Below are 26,218 nucleotides of genomic sequence, written 5' to 3' on the forward strand. Positions count from 1 at the left end.
TGTTTTCCGGACTCGCCTTACCCTGAGGGCATGTGCCGGAACATCAAGCCCCTGTTCAACTTCGCGCCTCCCGCCACCGATGCCGACATCCGCGCGGCGGCGCTTCAATTCGTCCGGAAGATTGCCGGGACGCGGACGCCGTCGAAGCAGAACACCGACGCCTTCGAGGTCGCCGTCGAGGAAATTTTCCAGAGCTCGAAGCGCATGCTTGACGGGCTCGTGGCCACCACGCCGCCCAAGGACAGGGCCCGCTTCGAGGCCATGAAGCGCCTGCGCGACAAGAAGGCGGAGCCCCGCTGACGGAGGTGACTCGCCGTCCCCCGGGGCCGTGCTTACCCTTCCGCGCAGCAGCCTCCTGAAGACGGGGTGGATGTGACGCGGAAGGCCAGAACCACGAAGCCACGGCAGCGGATGTCAGCGGGGAAACGCTCCGACACGGCCCTGCTCATCATCGACGTCATCAACGACCTGGACTTCCCCGGCGGGGAGAAGGTCCTCCCGTGGGCCATGCGCATGGTGGAGCGCCTGGGCCCCTTCGCGGACAGGATGCGCCGGGCCGGCGTCCCCGTCATCTACGTCAACGACAACTTCGGGTACTGGCGCAGCAACTTCCGCGACACCTACGCCCATTGCACCCGCAAAGGGAGCCGGGGCCGGAACATCGCCCGAGCCCTCAAGCCGCAGCCGGATGACTACTTCATCCTCAAGCCCAAGCACTCGGCCTTCTTCGCAACTTCCCTGGTGCCCTTGCTGGAGCATCTGGGCACCCGGAAGCTCATCCTCGCGGGGCTGGCCACCAACCTGTGCATCTTCTTCAGCGCCCATGACGCGCACATGCACGAATACCAGCTCACGGTGCTGAGCGACTGCTGCGCGGCGGAGAGTGACAACGACCATGACCTGGCGCTCTCCCAACTCCAGCGCTTTCTCCATGTGCGCGTCTGCCGGAGCGATGAGGTGCATCTGAGCGCGAAGCGGCGCCGCGTCTCAGCGAAGCGCCCCCACGCCACGAAACACGCGTCACGGAAGAAGGCCGCTCCGTCCGCGTCGTAGCGGTCGAAGAAGCTCCAGCGGCGCCGTCAGACGTCGTAGGCGCGGACGACCTGGGAGACGCGTTCGGAGAGCATTCTCAGGGACATGGCGGAGTCACTGGTCGTGGAGATGCGGGACACGGTGTCCGTCATCAGGGTGTTCAGCTCGTTGACCGCGGTGAAGATCTGCTCGATGCCCGTGGCCTGCTGGCTGACCGTCCGCGCGATCTGCCGCGCCGCCGCGGTGCTGTCCTCGACGATGGCGGTGAGCTCCTTCAGCGTCTCGCCGGACGTGCGGACCTGCGCAAGCCCCGCCTCCATGCGCTCGGTGCCTTCGACGGTGATCTCCACCGTGCCGATGATGGCCTGATTGATGTCCTGGAGGATGCGCCGCACCTGGTTGGTGGCGCGGATGGACTGGTCCGCCAGCGCGCGAATCTCCTTCGCCACCACGACGAAGCCCTTCCCGTGCTCCCCGGAGCGCGCCGCTTCGATGGCGGCGTTGACAGCCAGCAGGTGGGACTGGTCCGCCAGATCCTTCACCGTCTCGGTAATGCCGCTGATCTGCCTGGTCCGCTCGCCCAGGGAGGTGATGCGCGCGGCGATCTCCGCCACCTGATTGCGCACTTCCTCCATGCCGTCGATGCTCGCCGAGACGGCCTCTTCGCCGGTGCGGCTCAGTTGCTCGGCGCGCTCGGCCACCTGGATGACGGACTCCGCGGAGCCCGACGCCAGCATCGCCGTCTGGCGAATCTCCTGCGCCGTCACCTGCGTCTCCTGGAGCGCGGCCGCGTGGCGCGTCACCATCTCATTCTGCTGATCCGCCGACTCCGTCAGCCCCGACACCGAGTCACTCAGCAGCTCCGTGGAGGACTGGAGCTGATGCAGCAGCTCCTTCAGCTTGCCCACCAGCATGCCCACGGCCCGCGCGAGCTGCCCCACCTCGTCATCCGAGTCGATGCGAATGGTCTGCCGCAGGTCGCCGCGCTCTGCGATATGGCGAACCGCGGAGGAGAGCTGGTTCAGGGGCGACACGATGGCGCGGCCGACCAGGAAGGCCGCCGCGGTGAAGACGAGCAGCGCGACCAGCACGGTGATGCCCACGTTCGCCAGCGCCCCCTCCACGAGCCCCCGCGCATGGGTGCGGTCGAAGCCCACGTGGACCCAGCCGGCGTCACCTGGTACCGGCGCCACCAGGTCCTGCAACTCCGTATCCCCATCCCGCAGGACGAGCCCTCCCTCGGAGGACCTCAACTGCTCGCGGGCATCCCGTAGCATCTGGGCCTTCTCACCGGCCACGCCCACCAACGTCCCACCCGCGTCGAACGCGGCGACGTAGGCCGCCCCACCATGCCGAGCCACGGCCTCCAGCGTCTGCTGGACCTCGTCGTGCGCGCTCCGCTTCATGCCGTCCGCCACCGCGGCGGCGAGCACCGCAGGCAGCGCGCCGCTCAGCTCCCGCCCCTGCGCCTCGAAGGCTTCCTGGAGCCGAGGCACGGTGTAGCCCTGGGTGAGAAGGACGAACAGGAGCGCCACGATGATGGGCGCCAGGGTGATTTTATGGGTGAGTGAGAGTCGCATCCGGCCGTGCCCGATTCGGGCTCAAAACGGGAAATGATGCTCCATCTGACAATCCAGACGCGTCGCATTGTGGGCGCCAGCGTGCGGGGGTGCAATCCCTCGGGAACCCCTTACTCCGCGGACACCGGCGACTGCTTTCCCAGCGCAAATTCACGCCGGGCATGGACTTCACCCACCACAGCTCGGCATTGAAACCAGAGTCAGAACGTGGCCCCGAACCGCAAGAGGTCCAGGTTCAGGTCCACGACGAACTTGTCTTTCCAGCCACGTGCCGGCTCCCGAGCAAAGAGCCATCCCGGGTCGACCCGCCTGCGCTGCTGGTTCCAGCTATAGCCCACGCCCACGCCGATCACCGGAGCCAGGAAAGAACGCGAGCCGCGGGACGTCTTCCGGTACCCCACGTCGAACCCGAGGGAGACCTGTCCGCCCGTCTCCATCCTCGTGCCCTCCGCCGTGACTGGGATTTCCGTCCCACGCACGGTCTGATGCGTCACCATGCCACTCAGCTTGGGCTGGATGAAGAAGCCATCGCCCCGCTCGCCCGGCCAGGGCGTCCACGCCAGGCCCACCGTGGCCCGAAGGGCTTGCAGGGTGCCGCAACGGGGCACGGCGTCTCCGTGGATGTTGGTGCACCGCTTGCGCGCCAGCATGGGCCGGAGTTCGAAAACGCCATCCGTTGTCTCCGTCAAAGGCACGTTCATGCCCACTGGCAGCGCGACATTGAGGCCCACGCCCAGGATGGGCCCCACCAGAAGCAGGCTCCAATCCATGACGGAGGCCGTCCAGATGGCCAGCCCGGCACGCTCCGCTCGAGGGGCCTGCGGCACCGACGCGGCCTCCACGCCTTGAGCCTTCCCGGTGCCTGCGAACAGAAGCACCGCTACGAGTACCGTTCGAATCATGCCCGGCCGCACTGCACGTCCCATACCCAACGACAGACATCTCAGTGCATCGCCGGGAGACCTTGGATACAGGCCGAAGCACGACAAAGCAGTCATACGCGACCGCCGAATGTTCAGGACGTGGTTGTCAGGGTGCCGACTGACTCCGGGTGACGTCAGGGCCTCGGCGATACATCAAGGCGCGTCGCCAACGACCGCAGCGGCCTGCACCGTGCTCCACCACGCCGTGTCCGCGCGCTCCCGCGTCGGCTCCACGGGGCGTCCCAGGACGGGCGTGAGCAGACTCACGCCCCGCTCGCGCGCCCCGGCCGCCAGCTCGTTCGCGGGCGCATCCCAGGCGTGCAGCGCCAGGTTGAACGTCCCCCAGTGAATGGGCAGCAAGGTGCGCCCCCGCACCATTTCATGCGCCTTCAGCGCCTGCTCCGGCCCCAGGTGGATGCTTCCCCAAGAGGGATGGAAGGCCCCCACCTCGAACATGGTGACGTCGAACGGACCGAAGCGGCGCCCCACCTCCGCGAACTCCTCCGTCAGCCCCGTGTCCCCGCTGAAGAAGACCCGATGCTGCGAGCCCAGCAGCGTCCACGACGTCCAGGACGTGCTGTTGCGGTCCGTCAGGCCCCGGCCGGAGAAGTGCTGCGCGGGCGTAGCCACCATGCGCAGGCGGCCCTCCCCCTCCCCCAGTGACACCTCCTGCCACCAGTCCAGCTCCACCACGCGCTCCGCCGGAACGCCCCACTTCTCCAGGTGCGCCCCCACGCCCAGCGGCGCGTAGAACTTCACCTGACGCGGCACCAGCGCCCGGATGGTGGGCATGTCCAGGTGGTCGTAGTGGTCGTGAGACAGCAGCACCGCGTCCACGTCCGGCAGCGCGTCCAGCGGAAGCGGAGGCGGATGGAACCGCTTGGGTCCAGCAATGGTGGACGGCGACGCGCGCTCGCCCCAGATGGGGTCTGTGAGGATGCGGAAGCCGTCAATCTCCACCAGCAGCGTGGAGTGGCCCAGCCACGTCACGCGCAGGCCGCTCTCCGGCGGCTTCGCCAGCGCCGCGGCCACATCCCGTTCCATGGGCAGCGCGGACGGCGGCGTACGCTGCTGGGTGCCGAAGAGCATCTCCTTCAACGTGCCCCAGTCCGGCCCATTCTGCGGCAGCCTGGCACCGGCGGTGTTGATGAAGATGCCAGCCTGATAGCGCGACGATGCCTTCATCCGCTCCAGGCGCGCCCCATCCGCCCGTGCGCCGAAAGACTGGAGGCCGTCCGTCGTCGTCCACGTGAGGAGGGCACCCACGCCCGCGCCCAGCCCCATCACGCCCAGGGCATACCGCCACAGGCCCCGCCGCTTCGGACGACCTCCACCCAGGAACGCATCGCGCATGACCCCCACGTGTAGCGCCGCCTTCAAGGCAGCGCCTGGGAAATCAGCACCGAAAGGCCACCTACCGGCCGCTGGTGACCTTCAAGCCCACGATGGAGGTGAGGAGCAGCACCAGGAAGAAGACGCGCGCGGGCGTGGCCGGCTCATTGAAGAGCACGATGCCCATGATGGCCGCGCCCACGGCGCCAATGCCGACCCAAACACCATAGGCCGTGCCAATGGGCAGGTTCTTCGTGGCGATCCCCAGAAGCACCATGCTGGCGACGATGGCGCCGCCCGTGAGGACGCTTGGTACCAGCCGGGTGAAGCCCTCGGTGTACTTGAGACCGATGGCCCAACCGACCTCGAGCAACCCCGCGATGACGAGTAGAATCCAGGACATGACGTACGACTCCCGTTGTCGCGTCGTCTTGTCCTGACCGGGTACGGCGCGCCTCGTCCGGGCCAGACACCCTCACGATGAGGCCGCTGGCGCCCCCCTCTATAAAGCCACGCGATTCCCGTTTCAACCCGGCCGGACAACGCCACGGCACCAAGTGGGGTGTCCGGCGGTGGGACACAGGCACGCTTGGGAGGGCTCGCGGAGACGCCTTGCCGGCTCGCCTTGAACCCGTCTGTCCGCGGCCCCAGCTTCCTGGCGGAACAACCCCGTCTGTTGGAGGCGCTCGAAATGAAACGAATCCAGGCACTGGTCGTCGCGGGCGCGTTGTGCGGAGGCACGGCGCTGGCCAAGGACAAGCCCGACATGCGCGGGCTCACCGTCACCGTGGGCGGCGGCGTGGAGGGCTACAGCGGTGGGCTGGCCCCCCGAATCGATCCGGGCGCGGCGTACGGCGCCACGGCCACGCTCAAACCGTCCACCGTGCTGGGCATCGAGCTGGGCTACACCGGCGCCATCAACAAGCTCGACCGGCGCGGCCTGGAGGACCTGGCGCGCAACCCGGACATCGTCCGCAACGGAGGTCAGGCCGTGGCCACCATCGGCCTGACGGCGAGCCCCGTGCAGCCGTACCTCCTCGGCGGCCTCGGCATGAACTGGTACAACGTCCGCCGCGGCGCGGAAGCGCTGGGCTACCGCGACGACACCGCTGGCGCCGTGCCGCTGGGCGCGGGGCTGCGCTTCTACACCGGCTCCTTCACCGCGGACCTGCGGGCCAACTACAACCTCCTCTTCAACCAGGAGCTCGTCCCCACGCTGCCGCCCGCGGAGAACCAACCCGTGACAGACGTCACGTTCGCGGGAGGCTCCAGCTACAACGCCACGCTGAACGTGGGCGCCACGTTCTGAGCGCATCGGCATGACCGGGCCCGGAGCCCTCCTGGCCCGCGTCACCGCAAGCCATCGTGGATGAACTTGAGGACGGAGATGAACTGCCGGTCCATCACCAGCAACATGATCAGCGGCGCCAGCGCCGCCCCCACCACGGCCAGCAGGGCCATCTTGTCCCAGAGCAACAGGCGCATCCTCCGCGCCAGCGTGAAGGCCGTGCCGATGTCCGCCAGCGAGGACATCTCCGGCGCGCCCAGCAGCTCCGGCTCCGGTCCGCCCCGGAACCACTTGTGTTCGAACTGCCGCGAGTGCTTGGCCGCGACCTTCGAGAAGTCCTCGTCACCGATCCGCTTCGCCCGCACGAGCTGGGGCACGAAGAAGCCCATCGGCGCGAACACCAGCACCACCGCGCCGGCCGCGATGACCACCAGCGGAATCACGTAGGCCGCGGGGTTGGCCGACAGGTCCTTGGGCTCCACCCGGGACGTGTATGCCGCCACCACCACGGCCAGGGAGAACACCACGGGCGAAAAGCTGGCCTGGCAGACAGGCAGGAACCCGAGCCCGCCCATCATGTCCGGATGTGTCGGTACCAGGGTCAACGGCAGACGTGACACACGCAGCAGGAAGGCGCTCCACATGACGCCACGCCAGATCCACCGGAGCGCCAGGAAACGGAACAGGGGTTGGCTCACGGCGAGATTCCACCACCCCGCCATGGAGAACCCGTCGCCGTTGAGGGTCCACGACCGGGTGGCGTCGGCCGGGGTGATGAACGTGAGGGCATACGCCACGATGAGCAGCAGCGCCTCCACGACATAGCTGTCCCGCCACCGCATGGCGCGCCGGGCATCCGCTTCGAACGTCTGGAGGCCGTCCGTCGCCACCAGGTTCGAATTGAGGAACTGGCGGACCGCGAAAGCCAGGCGGCCGTCGATGTAGGGCTCCGCGGCGAGGAGCACGGGCAGCGCCACCAGCAACTGCGCATGGACCTGGAGTTCCATGAACAGGGAGCCCACGGTCGGCCCACCCGAAGGCAGCGAGAAGAGCAGCAGGGGCAACCAGCCGATCGCTGAGAAGGCCAGCGCCCGTAACACGGGGTCATAACGCTTGCGCGGCCCCCGCCGGAGCCGGCGCTCGGTCTCGAAGAGCGGCCCGCCCTTCACCAGGGAGAATTCGGCAATCGTCGAGTGCGGGTCCATGAGGGCGCCGTCTCCACGGTGGGGCTGCGTCCAGGACGCCACAAGCGCCCCCAGGCCGGGCGACGACCGGCAGGCGCAGGCGCGGACACGAGGCCTACCCCTGAGGGCCGGATTGTTCCGTGCCGCGTGGCCCCCCACGTTTGCTGCCGGGGCACGGCGCGCCCCTCCGTTCTCGCAGGGAAGGAGGCACGCACATGAGCATCGACGTCATCGACGAAGTCCCGGCCCAGGGCGGCCGGCCCCTCGAGGACGGCGCGGGGCAGGAAGCCCGCTCGCTGCCGGGCATGGTCTACATCCCCGGTGGGACGTTCTGGATGGGCTCGGACCATCACTATCCGGAGGAGCGGCCGACGCACCAGGTGACGGTGACGGACTTCTGGATGGACAGCCAGCTGGTGACGAACGCGGACTTCGCGCGCTTCGTGGAAGCCACCGGCTACGTCACCGTGGCCGAGCGCCCCTTGAACCCCGACGACTTTCCCGGCGCGAATCCAGCGCTGCTCGTCCCGGGCTCGCTCGTCTTCAAGAAGACGCTCGCTCGCGTGGACCTGCGCGACCTGACGCAGTGGTGGTTCTATACGGCGGGCGCCTGCTGGAAGCACCCCGAAGGCTCGGGCAGCACCTGGCAGGGGCGCGAACAATACCCGGTGGTGCACGTCTGCTTCGAGGACGCGCTCGCCTATGCGAACTGGGCGGGCAAGACGCTGCCCACCGAGGCGGAATGGGAGTACGCCGCGCGCGGAGGCCTGGACCGGAAGGTCTACGTCTGGGGCGACGAGTTCGCGCCGGGTGGCAAGCTGATGGCCAACACCTGGCAGGGTGAGTTCCCCTGGCAGAACCTGAACACGGATGGCTTCGAGGGCACGTCCCCGGTGGGCAGCTTCCCACCGAACGCCTACGGCCTCTTCGACATGGCCGGCAACGTGTGGGAGTGGACCTCGGACTGGTACCAGGAGCGGCACGAGGGGAACGGCGGAAAGCCCTGCTGCATCCCCGTCAATCCGCGGGGACCGGCCACGTCGGCTCGCAGCCTGGACCCGTGCCTGCCGAAGGTGAAGATTCCCCGGCGCGTCCTCAAGGGCGGCAGCCACCTGTGCGCGCCGAACTACTGCCTGCGCTACCGCCCGGCTGCGCGCTCGCCGCAGGCCGTGGACAGCGGCACGTCGCACATCGGGTTCCGCTGCGTCGTCCGCCCCTGAGCCGCCTGGAGTTCCAGCGCAAGCTTCCCGAAGCTGGCATTTCCAAAAGAAGGGCTTGCGACGTTGTCGCGGCGCTTCCACTCGCCGCGACTCCATCCCTATCGTGTCGCCCGCCTCCAACGACACAGGGACCCATGAAGCAGAAAATCACAGGCTTCCACCTCGACCGGGAAGACCACTGGGTGGCTGACCTCGAGTGTGGCCACCGGCAGCACATGCGCCATGACCCGCCCTGGATGGTACGCCCCTGGGTCCTCACCGAGGACGGGAGGCGCAGCCGCCTCGGTGTCGAGCTCGATTGCAAGCGTTGTGACGAAGCAGGGCACGCGGTCGCCGAGGCGGTTCGCGAAGCGCTGCGGACGGTGGCCCTGCGGGCCCATGAAGACGGCGGCCTGAGCGGGCTCTGCGCCGAGGGCCGATGGGAGCTTGCCCTGGACGCGCTCGGTGCGGCCGACCTGCGCCCAGTCATCCAGCGCGCGCTCGCTCCTGAGCGCGGGGCGGGAGCCCTCGTGAGTGCCCGGATGATTCTCCGTCCCCTCCTCCCTGACGACGCCAGCGCCATTCAGCGCCTGGCGGGTGACCGCGAGGTGGCGGCGAATGCGGCGGGAATCCCACATCCGTTCGAGGACGGCATGGCGGAAGCCTGGATTGCCTCGCTGGATGCACATTCCCATGTCTTCGCGCTCGGCCATTCCGAGTCTGGCGAGTTCATGGGCCTGGCCGGGCTGGTGGAGGCCGACGAGGAGCGCCCTCGCACGGCCGAACTCTCATACTGGCTCGGCCGCGCGTACTGGGGACAGGGCTTTGGGACGGAGGCAGCCCAGACCCTGGTCCGCTACGGCTTCGAGACGCTCGGGCTGGAATCCCTCCATGCCAGTTGTTTCTCCCGCAACCCCGGCTCCCGGCGTGTGCTGGAGAAGGCCGGCTTTCGCCACGCGGGCCACCAGGCGCGCGCGCTCCGCCATCTGGGGCAGGACGAGGACCTCGATCGCTTCATCCAGGAGCGGAGCCGCTCGTGCCCGTGAGCGGACTGCCCCCCGTGTACCCCGCCCGCGCTCAATCCGCCGCCGCGTCCAACTCCTCGACGACGCGGCGGACCTGACTCGCGCGTCCCTTCTCGGTACGCGCTGTCATCACCTTGAGGATGAGTCCGTACCGCCGCGTCTTGCCAAGCGCCTCGAACGCCCGCGCGGCACGCGGGCTCGCGGACAGCGCCACGGTCAGGTCCTCCGGCACCGTGGCATTCTTCTGGGACGCGTAGGCCGCGGCCCAGCGTCCATCGGCCTTGGCTGCCTCGACCTCGGCGAGGCCCGAGGGCCGCATCCTGCCCGCGCGTAGCAGCGCCTCGACCTTCCTCACATTCACACAGGACCAGCGGCTGCGCGGCCGGCGCGGGACGTACTTCTGCAGATAGAAGCGCGCATCGAGCGACCTCCGTTGCCCCGAAATCCATCCAAAGCAGAGCCCCACGTCGACCGCCTCGTCATCGGTGAGCGACGGGATGCCCGTCCCCTTCTTCGCGAGCTTCAACCAGACGCCAGAAGGAGCATCGGCATGCGTCTGGAGCCAGGCCTCGAACTCCGCCGCCCCCCGGAACGCAATCACCGGCGCATCCATCGCCGCGCCCCCACGCACCTCCCGCCTAACGCTGGCCACGGGCACCTCCCAGGACGTCCAGGTAGTGACGGTTGAACATGATGCCCAGCACGTTCCCGAAGGGGTCGATGACGGACGCTGTGACGAAGCCCGGGCCACGCTCGGTGACGCCTTCGAGGAGCTGGGCCCCCAGTGAGCGCAACCGTTCGAGCGTGGCGGCGATGTCGTCGACGTGCCAGTAGGCGACCGTACCGCCCCGGGTCGTGGTGAGTCCCGGCGGAGCAAATCGCCGGTCGATGATGCCCAGCTCATGCTGGTAATCGCCGATGCGGAACTCGACATACCCGGGACCGCGTCCGGCGGCCTCGCTGCTGAAGTAAGGCTCCACGCCGAGCAGATCCGCGTACCAGCGCGTCGCCGCCCGAAGGTCATCCGCCCAGAGGTTGAAGGTGCACAATCCGCGCAAGGTGCTCATGGGGCTCTCTCGTATCCTGGCCGCGCCCGCTCGCGACCCCATGACCATGGCCCCAGAACGTGACAGAATGAGTCACGTTTGAAGCGCGAGCCCGTCACCGACCGCCTGGACCGAGTCCTGGGCCTCCTCGCCTCCCGGCCGTCCTGGACGGCCCCGGAGCTGGCGGAGGAGCTCGGCGTCTGTGTGCGTACCGTTCGACGGGACTTGTCCCGGCTTTCCGCCCGCGGGGTCCCCATCGAGTCGGACGCAGGCCGAGGCGGCGGCATCCGGGTACCGCCCCGGACGGGGCTCGGGCGCGTGCAGCTCAGCGCCCAGGAGCTGCTCGACCTCCTGCTCGCCCTGGCGCTCGCCGAGCGACTCGAGTCCCCGCTTCTGCTCTCGACACTCAAGAGCCTGCGTCAAAAGCTCGCCGCCTCGTTCCCACCGGAGGAGCGCGCACGCGTCGGCAAGCTGCGCCGTCGCATCCTGGTCGGCCCCACTTCACGGAACGTCACCGCGACCTGGAAGCCTCCCCGAGCGGCGGTGCTACGTCCCCTCCAGGAGTCCTTCTTCGAGCAGCGCGCCCTGGAGCTGGCGTACCGCTCGAACGACGTGCGCACGGTGCGCATCGTGGAGCCGCACTACCTGCTGCTGAGCTGGCCCGCGTGGTACCTGCTCGTCTGGGACCACCTGCGCGGAGCGGTGCGCATGCTCCGCGTCGACCGCATCGAATCCGCGAGCGTCCAGGCTGCGACGTTCCAGATGCGGGACTCGGAGTCGATGCTCGCCACCCTCGGCGACATCTTCGCGGCGCTCTGATGCCCCCTGTGTCAGGAAGGTTGCCGCTTCTGCTGACCGGCCGGGCCGTGTTGTCGCCTCCCGAGACGGAGAGGCCGAGCGTGTGCCGCGATCAGCTCGCCGACAACGCGTTGCGGAGCTTCGGCACGACTCCTTGAGGCTTGAGTCGCGTCTCAGCATCGACGCGCCTCGCGCTGAGCGTCGCCAGTGCTCCGGGCTGAAACGGGTCCTTCCCGCTCGTCATCAACTCCCACACCGCACCCTCGTCAATTCCACCGTCCTCATCCAGCGCCTCGGCGACGAAGAAATCTGCGGCCACGTCATCGTCGGTGAAGTGTCGAGGCAGGCCCCAGCCCTGGCTCGCGAACACCACCGCATCGAGATGCTGAGCGTTCACTCCGGTGTTGCCGTCGAGCATCAATACGCGCGCCTTCAGACGGATGGTGTGGAGTTCGGCCGCCTCGTCACCGTGATCCCCGAAGCAGCCGCCCGCAAGCTCGACCGACTTCGTCACGTAGCAACACGCGCTTCCGCTGAAGCGCAGGTTCTTCGCATGCACGCTGCCGAGCACCACGAACAAACTGATGTCGTAAGGCTGGGTCGACAGGTCGATGTCACTCGCGACCTCGAGATCTCCATCGACAACGAGAATCCACGGAGACGCAGGGGCGATCGTGTCGGCACGCACGAGCCCCGTCGCCAGATGGATCTCGACAGCGGGCTGATTCTGCTGCTGGGCGCGTTCCTGAATCCGCTCGAAGTGCTCGACGAACCAGCCGAAGGTCTCCGCTTCGTTCGCGGCCTCGAAGCGGACCTTGATTTCGTCGAGCTGGACAACCCGCGTTGCGAAAGAATGGAACATCCCCCCTTCATACCAGCCGCAGCGCATCTGCGCTTCCCCAACCTGGTCGCTGCAACATGGAGGCGTCAATGCATCGCGGCATGCGGCAATGACTCGCGGACCTACGTCTCGCGTCATTGTCCACGCCAGAAACAGACAGCAAAATGCCGCCGCTGCTCTGTCTCGTCGTGCCATCCCCCAAGGAAAAGTCCGAATGACATCCTCGAAGCCACGGCCCAACTGGGTCGCGAGGCAGCCACGCGCCCACGCGCTGGCGCTGCTCGCGGCCGTCTTGCTCGCGCTGCCCACCGCCGCGCGCGCCCAGCCGACGTACACGCTCTTCGCCCCTACCTCCACCCCGGCCGTTCCCTCTGTCACCAATGACTTCGCCCCGGTGGAGTTGGGCGTGAAGTTCCAGTCCGACATCGAGGGAGACATCCTCGGCATCCGCTTCTACAAGGGCCCCGCCAACACCGGCACTCACGTGGGAAGTCTCTGGAGCGCCGCTGGCGCGCGCCTCGCCTTCGCCACCTTCACGTCCGAGACGGCCACCGGCTGGCAGGAGGTGATGTTCTCCACGCCCGTGCGCATCAGCGCCAACACCACCTACGTCGCCTCGTACCACGCGCCTGGCGGCGCCTACGGCTTCACCAGCGCGGGGCTGGCCTCGACCGTGGACGCCCCACCCCTCCACGCGCTCGCGGGTGCCACCAGCGGCGGCAACGGCGTCTTCACCTACGGCGCCGCGGGCTCCTTCCCCAGCAGCAGCTTCGGCGACTCCAACTACTGGGTGGACGTCGTCTTCCGCCCGGCGGAGCCCGTCACCCTGTGGCCTGTCACCGCCACGCCCGCCGTCGCCTCCGTCACCAATGACTCCGACCCCGTGGAGCTGGGTGTGAAGTTCAAGACGAACGTGAGCGGCAACGTGCTAGGCATGCGCTTCTACAAGGGCGCCGCCAACACCGGCACCCACGTGGGAAGCCTCTGGAGCGCCAACGGGCAGCGCCTGGCCTTCGCCACCTTCACCTCCGAGACGGCCACCGGCTGGCAGGAGGTGACGTTCTCCACCCCTGTCCCAATCGCCGCCAACACCACCTACGTCGCCTCGTACCACGCCCCCGTTGGCGCATACGCCTTCGACAACGGTGGCCTCGCCAGCGGCCAGGACACCCCGCCCCTCTTCGCGCTGCCCGGCAGCACCAGTGGCGGCAACGGCGTCTTCACCTACGGCGCCGCGGGCTCCTTCCCCAGCAACAGCTTCGGCAACTCCAATTACTGGGTGGACGTCGTCTTCCAGGCCACCGGCGCACCGCCCCCGACACAGCCCCCGGACAACACCTTCCGCATCTTCGCCCCCACCGCCACGCCCGGCACCGCCACCGCCGCTGACACCGCCGCCATCGAAGTGGGCGTGAAGTTCCGCTCGGACGTGGACGGACAGGTGACGGGCGTGCGCTTCTACAAGGGCAGCGGCAACACCGGCGCCCACGTGGGCAATCTGTGGAGCGCCACGGGCCAGCCGCTCGCCTCCGCCACCTTCACCAACGAGACGGCCGTCGGCTGGCAGGAGGTGACGTTCTCCTCTCCCATCGCCATCACCGCCGGCACCACCTACGTGGCGTCGTACTTCGCGCCGCTCGGCGGCTACGCGTTCGACAACAATGGCCTGGCCACCGGAGTGGATGCCCCTCCGCTGCACGCCCTGCCCGGCGCCACCACCCCAGGCGGCAACGGCGTCTTCGCCTATGCCTCCACCTCCACGTTCCCCAACGGCAGCCACCAGAACTCCAATTACTGGGTGGACGTCGTCTTCGAGCCCTACGGACCGCCGCCCCGTCCGGGCGTCCACGGCGCGGGGCCCGTGCTGGTGGCCACTGCTCCCGGCAACCCCTTCACCGACTACCTGCGCGAAATCCTGGAGGCCGAGGGCATCGCCGCCTTCGCCACCACCGATGCCGGCAACCTGGGCGTCTCCGTCTCCCTCGATGACTACAAGGTGCTGGTGCTCGGCGAGCAGACGTTGAGCGCGGCCCAGGTGACGCTCATCACCCACTGGGTCACCGCTGGCGGCAGCCTCATCGCCCTGCGGCCCGCGGCGAACCTCCAGTCACTGCTCGGACTCAATGCCTCTCAGGGCACGCAGGCCAATGGCTACATCCTGGTCAACGACACCCAGGCCCCGGGCACGGGCATCACCACGGAGACGATGCAGTACCACGGGCTCGCGGACAAGCGCACCGTCGTCACTGGCACGCGCACCGTCGCCACGCTCTACTCGGACGCCACCACCGCGACGACGTTCACCGCCGTCAGCCAGCGCGCCGTGGGCAGCGGCACCGCCACCGCCTTCATGTATGACCTGGCGAAGTCCGTCATCTACACGCGACAGGGCAACCCGGCCTGGCAGGGACAGAACCGCGACGGTTCTTCCATCGGCCCGGGCGCGCGCGCCAACGACATGTTCTATGGCAACGCGTCCTTCGACCCGCAGCCAGACTGGGTGAACCTGGCCAAGGTCCAGATTCCCCAGGCGGACGAACAGCAGCGCCTGCTCGCCAACGTGCTGCACCAGACGAGCACCACGCCGCTGCCGCGCCTCTGGTACTTCCCCAGCGCCAAGAAGGCCGTCGTGGTGATGACGGGCGACGGACACCCGGGTGGCGCCACCATCCAGCGCTGGAACCAGTACCTCGCGGACAGCCCCACCGGATGCAGCGTGGATGACTGGGAGTGCATCCGAGGCACCGTCTACGATTACGTGGGCGGACTGAGCGCCACCCAGGCCAACACCTACGTGGCCCAGGGCTTCGAGTACGCCCTGCACATCAACACCGGCTGCGCGGACTACACGGCCAACACGCTGGACCCGAACTTCTTCACCCCGCAGCTCGCCAGCTTCGCGTCCGCCTTCCCCGCCGTCCCCGCGCCCGTCACCAACCGCACGCACTGCATCGCGTTCAGCGACTGGTCCACCCAGCCCAAGGTGTCGCGCCTGCACGGCATCCGCCTGGACACCAACTACTACTACTGGCCCGACTACTGGGTGCAGGACCGCCCGGGCATGTTCACTGGCTCCGGCCTGGCCATGCGCTTCGCGGACCTGGACGGCACTCCGCTGGACGTCTACCAGCTCGCCACGCAGATGACGGACGAGTCCGGCCAGTCCTACCCGCTGCACATCGACACGTTGCTGGACAACGCGCTGGGCCCCAAGGGCTACTACGGCGCCTTCAACGCCAACATGCACGTCGACTCGCAGCCGTCGGCCGGCTCCTCCGGATCGGCCGCCATCATCGCGTCCGCCAAGCGTGACGGCGTGCCGGTCATCACCGCGAAGCAGTTGTTGGAGTGGCTCGATGCCCGCGAGGCTACCCAGGTGTCCACCGTGGCATTCACCGGCACGGTGCTCACCTTCAACCTCACGAGCCCCGCGCGAAACCTGTCCCTCATGGTGCCCACCCGCACCACGACGGGCCGCACGCTGCTGTCCGTCACCCGCGCAGGCTCCGCTGTGACGACGGTGACGCGCACCATCAAGGGCGTGGACTTCGCCTTCATCGACGGCGCGCTGGCCGGCACCTACACCGCCACCTACAACTGAATCACTCGCGCCTCCCAAGGCGCGTCATCCTCCGGGGCCCGACGCGGTGCATTCGCGTCGGGCCCGTTTCATTTCACCACCGATGACACCTGAGAGGTCCTGCCTGTGACGTGTTGCGACGACAGGTCCGGCCGCTACCCCTTGTGCGGAAGGAGCTTGTCCACCATGCCCTTGAGGGATTGCCTGATGACGCCCGCCGTGTCCTCGTCCCCTTCCAGGAGCGCCTCTGCGAAGTTCCGGGCCTGCTCGAAGGTGATGTGCGGCGGCAGCGGCGGTACGTCGGGGTCCGTGTAGGCTTCCAGCAGCACGGGCCTGTTCGCGGAGAGCGCCTCGTCCCAGGCGCGAGCAATCTGCTCGGGGCGGTCCACACGCACGCCGCGCAGGCCCAGCGACTCCGCGTAGCGCGCGTAGGGGAAGTCCGGCAGCGTCTGCGTGGCCGGCGTCTTCGGGTCACCGGCCATGACACGCTGCTCCCACGTCACCTGGTTGAGGTCGCGGTTGTTGAGCACCAGGACGATGAAGCGCGGGTCCTTCCACTCCTTCCAGTACTTCGCCACGGTGACGAGCTCCGCGTTGCCGTTCATCTGCATCGCGCCGTCACCCACCATGGCGAGCACCGGCCGGTGTGGGAATGCGAACTTCGCCCCAATCGCGTACGGCATGCCGCAGCCCATGGTGGCGAGGTTGCCCGACAGCGACGCCAGCATCCCCTTGCGCATCTTCAAGTCGCGAGCGAACCAGTTCGTCCCCGAGCCCGAGTCCGCGGTCAGGATGACGCCGTCGGGCAGCTTGGGGCTCAACTCCCAGAAGACGCGCTGGGGGTTGATGGGGTCGGCCGAATTCATCGCCTGCGCCTCCAGCATCTTCCACCACTGGCGGATGCCCTTCTCGAGCTGCTCGCGCCAGCTCCGGTCCTGCTTGCGCTGAAGCATGGGAATCAGCGCGCGCAGCGTCTCCTTGCTGTCCCCCGCGAGCGCCACCTCCATGGGGTAGCGGATGGCGAGCATGCGACCGTCGATGTCGATCTGCACGCCGCGCGCCTGGCCCTCTGGAGGGAGGAACTCCGAGTACGGGAAGCTCGTGCCCACCATCAGCAGCGTGTCGCAGTCCATCATCATGTCCCACGAGGGCTTCGTCCCCAGCAGGCCGATGGCGCCCGTCACGAACGGCAGCGCGTCCGGCAGCACCGCCTTGCCCAGGAGCGCCTTGGCCACCCCAGCGCCCAGCAGGTCGGCCACCTCCACCACCTCGTTGGCGGCGTTCATCGCACCCGCGCCGATGAGGATGGACACCTTCTTGCCGGCGTTGAGCACGGCGGCGGCGCGGCGCAGGTCCTTCTCCTGGGGAATGACGTACGGCGGGCTGAAGTCCACGCTGGAGTGGACGGTGCCGTGTTTCCGCGGAGGCTTCTGGTACTCCAGCTCCTGCAAGTCGTTCGGGATGATGACGCACGTCACAGAGCGTTGGTTCAGCGCAATTCGCACTGCCCGGTCGATGGCGTGGCGGACGGCGGAGGTCTTCGTCACCATGGTGACGTACTCGCTGGCCACGTCCTTGAAGAGCGTGGTGAGGTCCACCTCCTGCTGGTAATGGCCACCCAGGGCCGAGCGTGCCTGCTGGCCCACAATGGCTACCACGGGCTGGTGGTCCAGCTTGGCGTCGTAGAGCCCATTGAGCAGGTGGATGGCACCCGGGCCGGAGGTGGCCAGGCAGACGCCCACCTCCCCCGTGAACTTCGCGTGCGCGCACGCCATGAAGGCAGCCATCTCCTCGTGGCGCGCCTGGATGAAGCGGAGCTCGGTGGTACGCCCCAGCGCGCCGATGATGCCGTTGATGCCATCGCCCGGATAGCCATAGAGCCGGCGGACGCCCCACTGGGTCAGGCGGTAGAGCAGATAATCGGCGACGGTGGCGCTCATTGAAACTCCTAGGGCAGGGAGCGAAGGGGTGCCTCCCGAAGCTGGGCATCCCCTGGAGATGCGGGGAACCAGCACCCGGCAGTCCTGCCCGGGGGCCCTCGCCCCAGCCGTACCAGACGAGGCGGGAGGACGTGCGCCGCGCCGCCACGGCATGTCCGTGCCGCGCGCGCGGTGCGCAGGTTCTCTGCGTGCCCCCGCCTCGGGCACGCCCTGAACGGGAGAGGAACCACCATGCGCTCGACGGACGCCATCCAACGCACCCTCTCGCGGCTCTCGCGCAAGCGGCCCGCCGCCCATCCGCTCCCAGGTCCCCAGGGTGGTGACGTCGCCGTGGACGTCCAAGGGCTGGAGGCAGCGCTGCGCCGCTCCGTGGAGGGCGAGGTCCGCTTCGACAATGGGAGCCGTGCGCTCTACGCTACGGACGCCTCCAACTACCGGCAGGTCCCCCTAGGGGTCGTCATCCCTCGCAGCCTCGACGACGTCCTCGCCACCGTGCGTGCCTGCCGCGAATACGACGCCCCCTTGCTGTCGCGCGGCGGAGGCACGAGCCTCGCCGGCCAGTGCTGCAACGTGGCCGTCGTCATCGACTGGACGAAGTACCTGGGCCGGGTGCTGGAGGTGGATCCCGGCACGAAGACGGCCCGCGTTCAGCCCGGCACCATCCTGGACCACCTGCGCGACACGGCCGAGCAGTACCACCTCACCTTCGGCCCGGATCCCGCCACGCACAACCACTGCCCCCTCGGCGGCATGCTGGGCAACAACTCGTGTGGCTCTCATGCCCAGATGGCCGGCCCCGTCTCGCACAACGTGCGGGCGCTGGACGTGCTCACCTATGACGGCCTGCGCCTGAAGGTGGGTCCCACCAGCGACGCGGAGCTGGAAGCCCTCATCCGGGCCGGCGGCCGGCGCGGAGACATCTATCGCAAGCTGCGCGATTTGAGAGACAGGTACGCGGAGGAGATTCGCCGCCGCTACCCGCCGATTCCGAGGCGCATCTCCGGCTACAACCTCGACGCGCTGCTGCCCGAGCACGGCTTCGACGTGGCGCGCGCCCTGGTGGGCACCGAGGGCACGTGCGTCACCATCCTGGAGGCGACGCTGAAGCTCGTGCCCAGCCCGCCGCACCGGGTGGTGGTGATGCTCGGCTATCCGGACATCTACATCGCCGGAGACCACGCCCATGAGCTCGCCGAGCGCTTCCACCCGCTCGCGCTGGAGGGGCTGGATGACGAACTCATCCACAACGTCGTCCTGAAGGGCCGCACCAGCCAGATGGAGTCCCTCCATCCCATGAGCTCGCACGCCGAGTTCCTCGACATCCTCCCACAGGGCCAGGGCTACCTCATGCTCGAGCTCGGCGGCGACACGCGGGAGGAGGCACTCGAGCGGGCGCGCGAGATGATGGATGCGCTGCGCAAGGGCCGCGGCGCTCCCGTGGACATGCGGCTGTATTCGGACAGGGAACACATGGAGCACGCGTGGAAGGTTCGCGAGGCGGGCCTGGGCGCCACCGCGCGTGTGCCCGGCCAGCCAGACACCTGTCCCGGATGGGAGGACTCGGCGGTGCCTCCAGCGAAGCTGGGGGCCTACCTGCGCGCCCTGCGCAAGCTGTACGACAAGTACGGGTATGACGCTTCGCTCTATGGCCACTTCGGCCAGGCGTGTGTCCATACGCGCATCGACTTCGACCTCACCTCAGCCAGAGGCATCCAGCAGTACCGCGCCTTCATCGAGGAAGCGGTGGACCTCTGCGTGTCCATGGGGGGCTCGATGTCCGGCGAGCACGGCGATGGCCAGTCACGCGCCGAGTTCCTCCCGCGCATGTTTGGCCCGGAGCTGGTGCAGGCCTTCCGCGAGTTCAAGAGCATCTGGGATCCGCAGGGGAAGATGAACCCGGGCAAGGTGGTGGACCCGAACCCCATCGACCAGGAGTTGCGCCTGGGCCGGGACTTCCGGGCGCGCACCTGGAAGCCGCGGACGCACTTCAAGTACCCGGACGACGACGGCCTGCTGTACCGGGCCACCGAGCGCTGCGTGGGCGTGGGCAAGTGCCGGCGGGACGACGGCGGCACGATGTGCCCCAGCTACATGGTGACGAAGGAGGAGAAGCACACCACGCGCGGCCGCGCTCACCTGCTCTTCGAGATGCTCCAGGGCGAGGTCATCAAGAACGGCTGGCGCGACGACAAGGTAAAGGAATCACTGGATCTGTGCCTGGCGTGCAAGGGCTGCAAGGGCGACTGCCCGGTGCAGGTGGACCTGGCGACGTACAAGGCGGAGTTCCTGTCGCACTACTACCAGGGGCACCTGCGCCCGCGACCCGCCTACGCCATGGGCCTCATCATGGTCTGGGCCCGCGCAGCCATGCGGGCCCCTCGACTGGTGAATGTCCTCACCGGTTTCCCACCGACCCGCATGCTGCTCCAGAGGCTGGCCGGCATGTCGACGCAGCGGAAGATGCCACGCTTCGCGCCCGAGTCCTTCCAACGATGGGTGGCGCGCCGGCCGGTGTCGGCCCCGAAGGGCCACCAGCGGGTGATGCTGTGGCCGGACACCTTCAACAACCACTTCTTTCCGGAGACGGCGGCAGCGGCGCTGGACGTGCTGGAGGACGCGGGCTTCGAGGTGGTGGTTCCCCAGGGGTTCCTGTGCTGCGGCCGGCCGCTCTACGACTTCGGCATGCTGACGACGGCGAAGTGGATGCTGCGGCACACGCTGGAGAGCCTCCGCCGGGAGATTGAAGCGGGCGTGCCGCTGGTGGGCCTGGAGCCGAGCTGCGTGTCCGTCTTTCGAGATGAGCTGCGCAACCTCTTCCCGGACTGGGAGCTCGCCACACAGCTCCGTCGTCAGACGTTCCTCTTCAGCGAGTTCCTGACCCGGTACGCGAAGGAAGTGCCCCTGCCCCACATGGCAAAGAAGGCGGTGGTACACGGCCACTGCCATCACAAGTCACTCTTCCAGATGACGGACGAGAAGGCCGTGCTCGACAAGCTGGGGCTGGAATACGAAGTCCCGGAGACGGGCTGCTGCGGCATGGCGGGCTCGTTCGGCTTTGAGGCCGGAGAGAAGGTCACGGTCTCCCAGCAGGTGGGCGAGCGCGTGCTGCTGCCCAAGGTGCGCGCCACGCCCCGGGACGCGCTCGTCATCGCCGACGGCTTCAGTTGCCGGGAGCAGATTGCGCAGAACACGAACCGCCGGGCGCTGCACATCGCGCAGGTGGTGCAGATGGCCAAGGCCTACGGGAACACGGGCCCCTCGGGCGATTTCCCCGAGCGCGGCTGGGTGACGAAGGGGCTGGGGCGGCCGCCGCTTCAGCGCCCGCGCACCGCGGCGGTGCTGGGGGGCCTGCTGCTCCTGGGCCTGCGGCGGCTGCGTACCTCGCGCGCCCGTCCGGCACCACGGCGTCGTCTGAGCCGTGTCTACAGCGGGTAGAGGGCGTCGAACAGCACGCCCAGGATGCCGTGCCTCAGGACGGGGCGCCCACCTCGTAGCGGGCCGCATCCGCCCGCTTCAACTCCAGCCCCAGTCCCGGACGCGACAGGTCCGGCGCGAGCGTCCCATGCCTGACCGACGCCACGCCGTCGAAGAGCATCCGCTCCAAACGTGCGTGGTCGTGAAAGTACTCGATGTGCACCAGCCGCCGAGCCGCGCACGCCACATGGGCATGGAGCGCGGGGGCGCAGTGGGCAGAGAGAGGCACGCCGAACGCGTCGCACAGCGCGTCTGCCTGAAGGAACCCGCTGATACCCAGGCAGCGCGTGGCGTCCGCCTGGAGGACATCCACCGCGCCCGCCTCCAGCATGCGCCGGAAGTAGAGGCCGCTGTCCCCATACTCGCCCGCCGCCACGGCCATGCCGGCGGGGACGCGAGCACGCAGGCGGTGGAGCCCCTCCAGGTCATCACTGGAGACGGGCTCTTCAAACCAGGAGACGCCGTGCGCCGCGAAGCGCTCCGCGAGCGAGAGGGCCTGCGGCACCGTGTATGCACCGTTCCCATCCACGAAGAGCTCCGCGCGTGGCCCGATGGCGCGCCGCGCGGCCTCCACCCGAGCTGGGTCCTCCTCGGGGTGGCTGCCCACCTTCATCTTCACCCGTGGAATCCCCTGCTCCACCCAGCCGGCGAGCTGCGTCTGGAGCCGGTCGATGGAGTACGAGGTAAAGCCCCCGCTGCCGTAGACAGGTGCCGCATCCCTTGAGGCGCCCAGCAACCGCACCAGCGGCAGGTCCAGCAAGCGCGCCTTCGTGTCCCACAACGCCACGTCCACCGCGGAGAGCGCCATGGCCACCAGCCCCGGCCTCCCCTTGTTGCGGACCTGCCTCAGCAATGAGCGCATCCGCGCCGGCACGTCCATCACGTCGTGCCCCTCGAGCGCCCGGGCGAGCGAGCGGCGGATGAGGCTCGCCGCCGACGCGTCCGCGTACGTGTAGCCGAGCCCGCGCGTGCCTCCCGCCGTCAGCTCCACCACCACGAGCGTCGTGCTGTCCCACTCGATGGTGCCGTCCGCCTCCTGCGCGTCCGTTGGGACCTCGTAAGCAAGAACCTCGCAGCGCTCGATGGGCACCGCCTCGCTGAGCCTCTGGACCATGGCATCTCCCCGTGCATCAGCCCCCCGCCCCCATCATCCTTGAGAGAGTCCTTGCCCGCTCCGGCTGCCCTGGGAATGGCTGGGTGAGAGCTCCCACGCCAACCGGAGGGGGCGCGCGTGGGCAGCTTTCCAACATGAAGCCTATTGACTGGCATGGCCTCTGGGTGCCGGACCTGCATCCCTTTGAGGTCATCATCCGCGTCTCGCTGGTGTTCCTCTTCGTGCAGTTCGTCCTGCGGTTGGTTGGACGCAAGGAGCTGAGCCGCTACGCAAGCTTCGACCTGGCCCTGCTCTTCCTCCTCTCGGTCTGCATGCGGATGACCATCGTGGCCAACGATGACAGCCTCACCACGGGCTTTATCGCCCTGGCCACGATGGGGGCATGGGACCGGCTCTTCTCCTGGCTGGCTTTCCGCAACCGCCATGCGGCACGGGTGCTGGAAGGTCGTCCGCTGGAGCTGATTCGAGAAGGCAGCCTGGTGCACGGCAACCTGCGCAAGACGCGCATCTCCCACAAGGAGCTTCTCAGCCACCTGCGCGCGCATGGCCGTGGCGACCTGAGTGCCGTACACGCGGCATTTCTCGAACCGAATGGCAAGGTGACCTTCCTCTTCCGCAAGGAGGGAAGCGCCACACTCAGGTAAGTTGCTGGTCCAGCAGCCAGTGCAATGACCGTCATCGTGCGCCGTAGGGCGAACACACGCCCCCGAGGTCCCCCCGTGTCCGCCCTTATCGAGGATGTCCGCTTCTCTCTCCGGCTCTTGCTGAAGAATCGTGGGTTCACGCTGGTCTGTCTCCTGACGCTGGCCCTGGCCATCGGGGCGAACACGGCCATCTTCAGCGTGGTGAACGGGGTGCTGCTGCGACCGCTGCCGTACCCGGAGCCAGACCGGCTGATGCAGGTGGTGCGAGTCACCAAGGACCACGGACGGTCGGCGTCGCAGTCCATCGCTGGATACGCGTGGATGTCCGCGGAGGGGTCGCCCTTCTCGCGCGTCACGGCCTACGAGGTGCTGCCTTCGGGCTTCAGCGCCGTGGGCGACGGCATGCCGGAGCGATTGCCGGGCATGCGCGTGACGGCGGACTTCTTCGAGACCTTCGGCGTAAGGCCGAGTTTGGGACGCGGCTTCCTGCCGGAGGAGGATGTGGTGGGCGGGCCTCGCGTGGTCGTCCTCAGCGAGAGCCTGTGGCGGCGGCGCTTCGGCGGCGCGCCGGACGTGGTGGGCCGCTCCGTCGTCCTCAACGACGAGCCCTATACGGTGGTGGGCGTGGCGCCCGCGTCGTTCGCGTACCCCACGGGCGTGCACCTGTGGACGCCGCTCCAGCTCGACCTCACGGACCGGACCAACTCCCACTTCCTCTTCGTCACCGGCAGGCTGCGCCCGGGCGTCTCGACCGACGGCGCGGCGGCGGCGCTGGAGACATTGGGGGGACGCGTGCGCGCGGAGAACCCCGTCCTGCTCGATGAGGGCCAGGAGTTTGCCCCGGTGGACCTGCGGGCGTTCCTCGCGGGCGACACGCGGTTGGCGCTCTGGGTGCTGATGGGCGCGGTGAGCCTGGTGTTGCTCATCGCCTGTGTCAACCTGGCAAACCTCCAGCTCGCGCGGGCGGCGGCGCGCAACCGCGAACTGGTGGTGCGGGCGGCGTTGGGCGCGGCGCCGGGGCGGCTCGCGCGGCAGATGCTCACGGAGAGCCTCTTGCTCTCCGTGGCCGGCGGAGGGCTCGGGGTGCTGTTGGCGATGGCGGTGTTGCCCGGGTTGTTGTCGCTGGCGCCGGCCACCTCGGGTCTGCTGCCCGGGGACGGAGGGCTCGCGGGCGCGCAGGTGGGCATCGATGGCACGGTGTTGGGCTTCACGCTGGCCGCGTCGCTCCTCACAGGCCTGTTGTTCGGGCTGTTGCCCGCGTGGCAAGCGTCGCGCACGGACCTCCAGATGGCGCTCCGCGAGGGCGGCCAGCGTGCGACCCTGGGCCCGGGGGGTGGGCGCACGCGCGCGTTCCTGGTGGTGGGTCAGGTGGCGTTGGCGGTGATGTTGCTCGTGGGCGCGGCGCTGCTCATCCGCGGGTTCTCCGCGCTCCAGCGCGTGCAGCCGGGCTTCGACCCGCACGGCGTCCACGTGCTGCGGCTGTCACTCCCGGAGGGACGCTACGGCACGTTGCAGGCACTGGAGCGCTTCGAGACACAGGTGGAGGAGCGCGTGCGGTCGTTGCCGGGCGTGGAGGCGGTCGCGTTCGCCACGTCGCTGCCCATGGACAGGGGCCCCAGCATGTCGTTCTCCATCGAGGGCAAGTACACGGGGGATGACAACGGCCCCGGCGCGGGCTGGGGGCAGTACCGCCCGGTGACGCCGGACTACTTCGGTGTGATGCGCATCGGCCTCGTCCGCGGGCGGCTGCTGGCGGAGAACGACGTGGCGGGCTCGGAGCCGGTGGTGGTCATCAACGAGACGGCGGCGCGCAGGTTCTGGCCGGGCGAGGACCCCCTCGGCCAGCGCATCCGGGTGGCGCATTCCGTGCCGTCCCTCCGGGACGTGGTGCCCCGCGTCGTGGTGGGCGTGGTGCGGGACGTGCGCGAGGACGGCCTGAATGACGAGGCTCCGCCGGTGCTGTACCTGCCGCCGGGACAGATGTCGCAGGGCGTCGCGTCGATGGTCGTGCGGATGATTCCGCGGAACCTGCTGGTGCGCGCCAGGGGCGGCCACGCGGACATCGTAACGGCCGCCCAGCGCGAGGTGTGGGCGGTGGACGCGCAGCAACCGGTGATGGAGACGCTGAAGCTGGAGGACCACGTCGCGCGCTCGCTCGGCTCCGAGCGCTTCAACATGATGTTGCTGGGGATGATGGCGGCGCTGGCGCTCGCGCTGGCCGCAGTGGGCATCTACGGCGTGTTGTCCTATCTGGTGAGCCAGCGGACGCGGGAGATGGGCGTGCGACTGGCGCTCGGCGCTACGCGGGGCGATGTGGTGAGGCTGGTGCTCCGACAGGGCCTGGGCTCGGTGGCGGGCGGGGTGGTGCTGGGGTGCGCGGGTGCGCTGGCGCTGACGCGGGTGGTGTCCGGCTTCGTCCACGGCGTCAGCGCCCTGGACCCGCTGTCCTTTGTCGCAGCGCCGGTGGTGCTGCTGGGCGTGGGACTGGTGGCCACCTGGGTGCCCGCGCTGCGTGCCTCGCGCGTGGACCCCATCATCGCGCTCAAGTACGACTGAGGAAGGCGGGCCCGTGGGCTGCTAGAACCAGGGATAGGTCCGGTTGGAGGGGAGCAGGAATCCCCAGCCCGCATCGATGACCACCGGCCCTTCGCCGGGCCTTCCATAGACATCCACCGGCACCTTGGAGACCCCTTCGTCGTAGGGATACGCCAGGCAATTGTTCCCATGCCGCAGGCGCACGTCCCTCAACACCAGCTGATGGGCGCTCAGGCTGTACAGCGTGGCCACGAAGTGGACGATTTCGTCGCTTCCACTCCCGAATACCTTGCGCTCCACCGACATCAGCATCGGGGTCCGCTCGTCCGATTCCACGCTTCGCACGAGCCTGCGCGTTTTGCGGGGCGCGAGCCACCAGCACAGCAGCCCACCCATGATGGCGGGCACCCCCAAGAAGACGAGCAACACGCGATACGCCAACTCACGACGCCCGGCGTCAATCAGTTGCTCCATGGACGTCCAGCCAGCCACGACGGCCACCAGCCCGAGGACACCGAAGACGGTCCCCATCCGGAGGGTGCCCGACAAGTCCCGCTGCAAGACTGCCACCAGGGCACCACGGTTTCCCGGCACGGGCTTTCCGGTGGGACTCACCTTCCTCATCGCGCGGCACCTCCAGCCAGGTTGTCCCCAGTCCTAAGCCAGCTCGCGAATCGCCGATA

The 26,218-nt window shown here is 68.6% G+C and carries 21 protein-coding genes and 1 riboswitch; of the genes, 10 read left to right on the forward strand and 11 right to left on the reverse strand.

Features of this window, described 5'->3' with window-relative positions; all coding sequences use genetic code 11:
- Positions 1–30: 30 nt before the first annotated feature.
- The gene (locus tag FL344_RS01390) at positions 31–300 is read left to right on the forward strand and encodes a DUF2277 domain-containing protein (protein ID WP_141617206.1); all 270 of its coding nucleotides are present in this window, start codon (positions 31–33) and stop codon (positions 298–300) included.
- 111 nt (positions 301–411) lie between these two features.
- Complete coding sequence (locus tag FL344_RS01395) at positions 412–1,053, forward strand: cysteine hydrolase family protein (RefSeq protein ID WP_141617207.1); 642 nt, start codon at positions 412–414, stop codon at positions 1,051–1,053.
- A 26-nt stretch (positions 1,054–1,079) separates the two neighbouring features.
- On the opposite strand, the gene FL344_RS01400 is transcribed toward FL344_RS01395, so the two are convergent.
- From FL344_RS01400 to sugE, 4 genes are all read right to left on the reverse strand, one after another.
- Positions 1,080–2,612: a methyl-accepting chemotaxis protein gene (locus FL344_RS01400; RefSeq protein WP_141590427.1), complete on the reverse strand. Its 1,533-nt coding sequence runs from the start codon at positions 2,610–2,612 to the stop codon at positions 1,080–1,082.
- 200 nt (positions 2,613–2,812) lie between these two features.
- Complete coding sequence (locus FL344_RS01405) at positions 2,813–3,514, reverse strand: hypothetical protein (protein WP_228564676.1); 702 nt, start codon at positions 3,512–3,514, stop codon at positions 2,813–2,815.
- A gap of 174 nt (positions 3,515–3,688) precedes the next feature.
- Positions 3,689–4,888 (reverse strand): MBL fold metallo-hydrolase, encoded by a 1,200-nt coding sequence (locus FL344_RS01410; protein ID WP_141617208.1) that lies wholly within the window; start codon positions 4,886–4,888, stop codon positions 3,689–3,691.
- A gap of 61 nt (positions 4,889–4,949) precedes the next feature.
- Positions 4,950–5,270 carry a quaternary ammonium compound efflux SMR transporter SugE gene (sugE, locus tag FL344_RS01415; RefSeq protein WP_011553683.1) on the reverse strand — a complete coding sequence of 107 codons (321 nt, stop codon included), beginning with the start codon at positions 5,268–5,270 and terminating at the stop codon, positions 4,950–4,952.
- 17 nt (positions 5,271–5,287) lie between these two features.
- A riboswitch (guanidine-III (ykkC-III) riboswitch) is annotated at positions 5,288–5,358 on the reverse strand.
- 200 nt (positions 5,359–5,558) lie between these two features.
- Between sugE and FL344_RS01420 the strand changes: the two genes are divergently transcribed.
- Positions 5,559–6,176: a hypothetical protein gene (locus FL344_RS01420; protein ID WP_228557983.1), complete on the forward strand. Its 618-nt coding sequence runs from the start codon at positions 5,559–5,561 to the stop codon at positions 6,174–6,176.
- Positions 6,177–6,217: 41 nt separating this feature from the next.
- Here FL344_RS01420 and FL344_RS01425 read toward each other — a convergent pair whose 3' ends face one another.
- The gene (locus tag FL344_RS01425) at positions 6,218–7,360 is read right to left on the reverse strand and encodes a hypothetical protein (RefSeq protein ID WP_228564677.1); all 1,143 of its coding nucleotides are present in this window, start codon (positions 7,358–7,360) and stop codon (positions 6,218–6,220) included.
- A 194-nt stretch (positions 7,361–7,554) separates the two neighbouring features.
- Here FL344_RS01425 and FL344_RS01430 point away from each other — a divergent pair, with 194 nt between their 5' ends.
- Positions 7,555–8,559, forward strand: coding sequence for a formylglycine-generating enzyme family protein (locus FL344_RS01430; protein ID WP_141617211.1), 1,005 nt, complete (start codon positions 7,555–7,557; stop codon positions 8,557–8,559).
- A gap of 134 nt (positions 8,560–8,693) precedes the next feature.
- Positions 8,694–9,584, forward strand: a complete 891-nt coding sequence (locus FL344_RS01435; RefSeq protein ID WP_141617212.1) for a GNAT family N-acetyltransferase — start codon at positions 8,694–8,696, stop codon at positions 9,582–9,584.
- A gap of 31 nt (positions 9,585–9,615) precedes the next feature.
- Here the strand turns inward: FL344_RS01435 and FL344_RS01440 are convergent, their stop codons facing one another.
- Positions 9,616–10,215, reverse strand: a complete 600-nt coding sequence (locus tag FL344_RS01440) for a YdeI family protein (protein ID WP_228564678.1) — start codon at positions 10,213–10,215, stop codon at positions 9,616–9,618.
- Complete coding sequence (locus tag FL344_RS01445; protein ID WP_141617213.1) at positions 10,202–10,630, reverse strand: VOC family protein; 429 nt, start codon at positions 10,628–10,630, stop codon at positions 10,202–10,204. Before FL344_RS01445 ends, FL344_RS01440 begins: the two co-directional genes overlap by 14 nt.
- A gap of 78 nt (positions 10,631–10,708) precedes the next feature.
- Between FL344_RS01445 and FL344_RS01450 the strand changes: the two genes are divergently transcribed.
- Positions 10,709–11,428: a YafY family protein gene (locus FL344_RS01450; protein ID WP_141617214.1), complete on the forward strand. Its 720-nt coding sequence runs from the start codon at positions 10,709–10,711 to the stop codon at positions 11,426–11,428.
- 91 nt (positions 11,429–11,519) lie between these two features.
- On the opposite strand, the gene FL344_RS01455 is transcribed toward FL344_RS01450, so the two are convergent.
- Positions 11,520–12,269: a hypothetical protein gene (locus tag FL344_RS01455; RefSeq protein ID WP_141617215.1), complete on the reverse strand. Its 750-nt coding sequence runs from the start codon at positions 12,267–12,269 to the stop codon at positions 11,520–11,522.
- Positions 12,270–12,462: 193 nt separating this feature from the next.
- On the opposite strand from FL344_RS01455, the gene FL344_RS01460 reads away from it, so the two are divergent.
- The gene (locus tag FL344_RS01460; protein ID WP_141617216.1) at positions 12,463–15,849 is read left to right on the forward strand and encodes a DUF4082 domain-containing protein; all 3,387 of its coding nucleotides are present in this window, start codon (positions 12,463–12,465) and stop codon (positions 15,847–15,849) included.
- A gap of 134 nt (positions 15,850–15,983) precedes the next feature.
- On the opposite strand, the gene FL344_RS01465 is transcribed toward FL344_RS01460, so the two are convergent.
- A complete protein-coding gene (locus FL344_RS01465; protein ID WP_141617217.1) occupies positions 15,984–17,768 on the reverse strand; it encodes a thiamine pyrophosphate-requiring protein in 1,785 nt (594 codons plus the stop codon).
- 231 nt (positions 17,769–17,999) lie between these two features.
- Between FL344_RS01465 and FL344_RS01470 the strand changes: the two genes are divergently transcribed.
- Positions 18,000–21,203, forward strand: coding sequence for an FAD-binding and (Fe-S)-binding domain-containing protein (locus FL344_RS01470; RefSeq protein WP_141617218.1), 3,204 nt, complete (start codon positions 18,000–18,002; stop codon positions 21,201–21,203).
- Between the two features lie 34 nt (positions 21,204–21,237).
- Here the strand turns inward: FL344_RS01470 and FL344_RS01475 are convergent, their stop codons facing one another.
- The gene (locus tag FL344_RS01475; protein ID WP_141617219.1) at positions 21,238–22,356 is read right to left on the reverse strand and encodes an enolase C-terminal domain-like protein; all 1,119 of its coding nucleotides are present in this window, start codon (positions 22,354–22,356) and stop codon (positions 21,238–21,240) included.
- A gap of 134 nt (positions 22,357–22,490) precedes the next feature.
- Between FL344_RS01475 and FL344_RS38900 the strand changes: the two genes are divergently transcribed.
- Together FL344_RS38900 and FL344_RS01490 are read left to right on the forward strand one after the other, a co-directional pair.
- Positions 22,491–23,000, forward strand: coding sequence for a DUF421 domain-containing protein (locus FL344_RS38900; protein WP_228557980.1), 510 nt, complete (start codon positions 22,491–22,493; stop codon positions 22,998–23,000).
- A gap of 75 nt (positions 23,001–23,075) precedes the next feature.
- Entirely contained in the window at positions 23,076–25,556 is a 2,481-nt protein-coding gene (locus tag FL344_RS01490) for an ABC transporter permease (RefSeq protein ID WP_141617220.1), read from the forward strand.
- Between the two features lie 21 nt (positions 25,557–25,577).
- Here the strand turns inward: FL344_RS01490 and FL344_RS01495 are convergent, their stop codons facing one another.
- Complete coding sequence (locus FL344_RS01495) at positions 25,578–26,159, reverse strand: hypothetical protein (protein WP_141590413.1); 582 nt, start codon at positions 26,157–26,159, stop codon at positions 25,578–25,580.
- Positions 26,160–26,218 lie beyond the last annotated feature (59 nt).

The sequence above is a fragment of the Myxococcus sp. AB036A genome, from assembly GCF_006547355.1.
GTDB classification, from domain to species: Bacteria; Myxococcota; Myxococcia; order Myxococcales; family Myxococcaceae; genus Myxococcus; species Myxococcus virescens.

Excerpts from the sequence above, each read along its gene's own strand:
- FL344_RS01425 (WP_228564677.1), bottom strand. The coding sequence starts at position 7,360 with ATGGACCCGCACTCGACGATTGCCGAATTCTCCCTGGTGAAGGGCGGG.
- FL344_RS01455 (WP_141617215.1), bottom strand. The coding sequence starts at position 12,269 with ATGTTCCATTCTTTCGCAACGCGGGTTGTCCAGCTCGACGAAATCAAG.
- FL344_RS01445 (WP_141617213.1), bottom strand. The coding sequence starts at position 10,630 with ATGAGCACCTTGCGCGGATTGTGCACCTTCAACCTCTGGGCGGATGAC.
- FL344_RS01390 (WP_141617206.1), top strand. The coding sequence starts at position 31 with ATGTGCCGGAACATCAAGCCCCTGTTCAACTTCGCGCCTCCCGCCACC.
- FL344_RS01410 (WP_141617208.1), bottom strand. The coding sequence starts at position 4,888 with ATGCGCGATGCGTTCCTGGGTGGAGGTCGTCCGAAGCGGCGGGGCCTG.
- FL344_RS01475 (WP_141617219.1), bottom strand. The coding sequence starts at position 22,356 with ATGGTCCAGAGGCTCAGCGAGGCGGTGCCCATCGAGCGCTGCGAGGTT.
- FL344_RS01395 (WP_141617207.1), top strand. The coding sequence starts at position 412 with ATGTCAGCGGGGAAACGCTCCGACACGGCCCTGCTCATCATCGACGTC.
- FL344_RS38900 (WP_228557980.1), top strand. The coding sequence starts at position 22,491 with ATGAAGCCTATTGACTGGCATGGCCTCTGGGTGCCGGACCTGCATCCC.
- FL344_RS01470 (WP_141617218.1), top strand. The coding sequence starts at position 18,000 with ATGCGCTCGACGGACGCCATCCAACGCACCCTCTCGCGGCTCTCGCGC.
- sugE (WP_011553683.1), bottom strand. The coding sequence starts at position 5,270 with ATGTCCTGGATTCTACTCGTCATCGCGGGGTTGCTCGAGGTCGGTTGG.
- FL344_RS01430 (WP_141617211.1), top strand. The coding sequence starts at position 7,555 with ATGAGCATCGACGTCATCGACGAAGTCCCGGCCCAGGGCGGCCGGCCC.
- FL344_RS01400 (WP_141590427.1), bottom strand. The coding sequence starts at position 2,612 with ATGCGACTCTCACTCACCCATAAAATCACCCTGGCGCCCATCATCGTG.
- FL344_RS01460 (WP_141617216.1), top strand. The coding sequence starts at position 12,463 with ATGACATCCTCGAAGCCACGGCCCAACTGGGTCGCGAGGCAGCCACGC.
- FL344_RS01405 (WP_228564676.1), bottom strand. The coding sequence starts at position 3,514 with ATGATTCGAACGGTACTCGTAGCGGTGCTTCTGTTCGCAGGCACCGGG.
- FL344_RS01495 (WP_141590413.1), bottom strand. The coding sequence starts at position 26,159 with ATGAGGAAGGTGAGTCCCACCGGAAAGCCCGTGCCGGGAAACCGTGGT.
- FL344_RS01435 (WP_141617212.1), top strand. The coding sequence starts at position 8,694 with ATGAAGCAGAAAATCACAGGCTTCCACCTCGACCGGGAAGACCACTGG.
- FL344_RS01465 (WP_141617217.1), bottom strand. The coding sequence starts at position 17,768 with ATGAGCGCCACCGTCGCCGATTATCTGCTCTACCGCCTGACCCAGTGG.
- FL344_RS01420 (WP_228557983.1), top strand. The coding sequence starts at position 5,559 with ATGAAACGAATCCAGGCACTGGTCGTCGCGGGCGCGTTGTGCGGAGGC.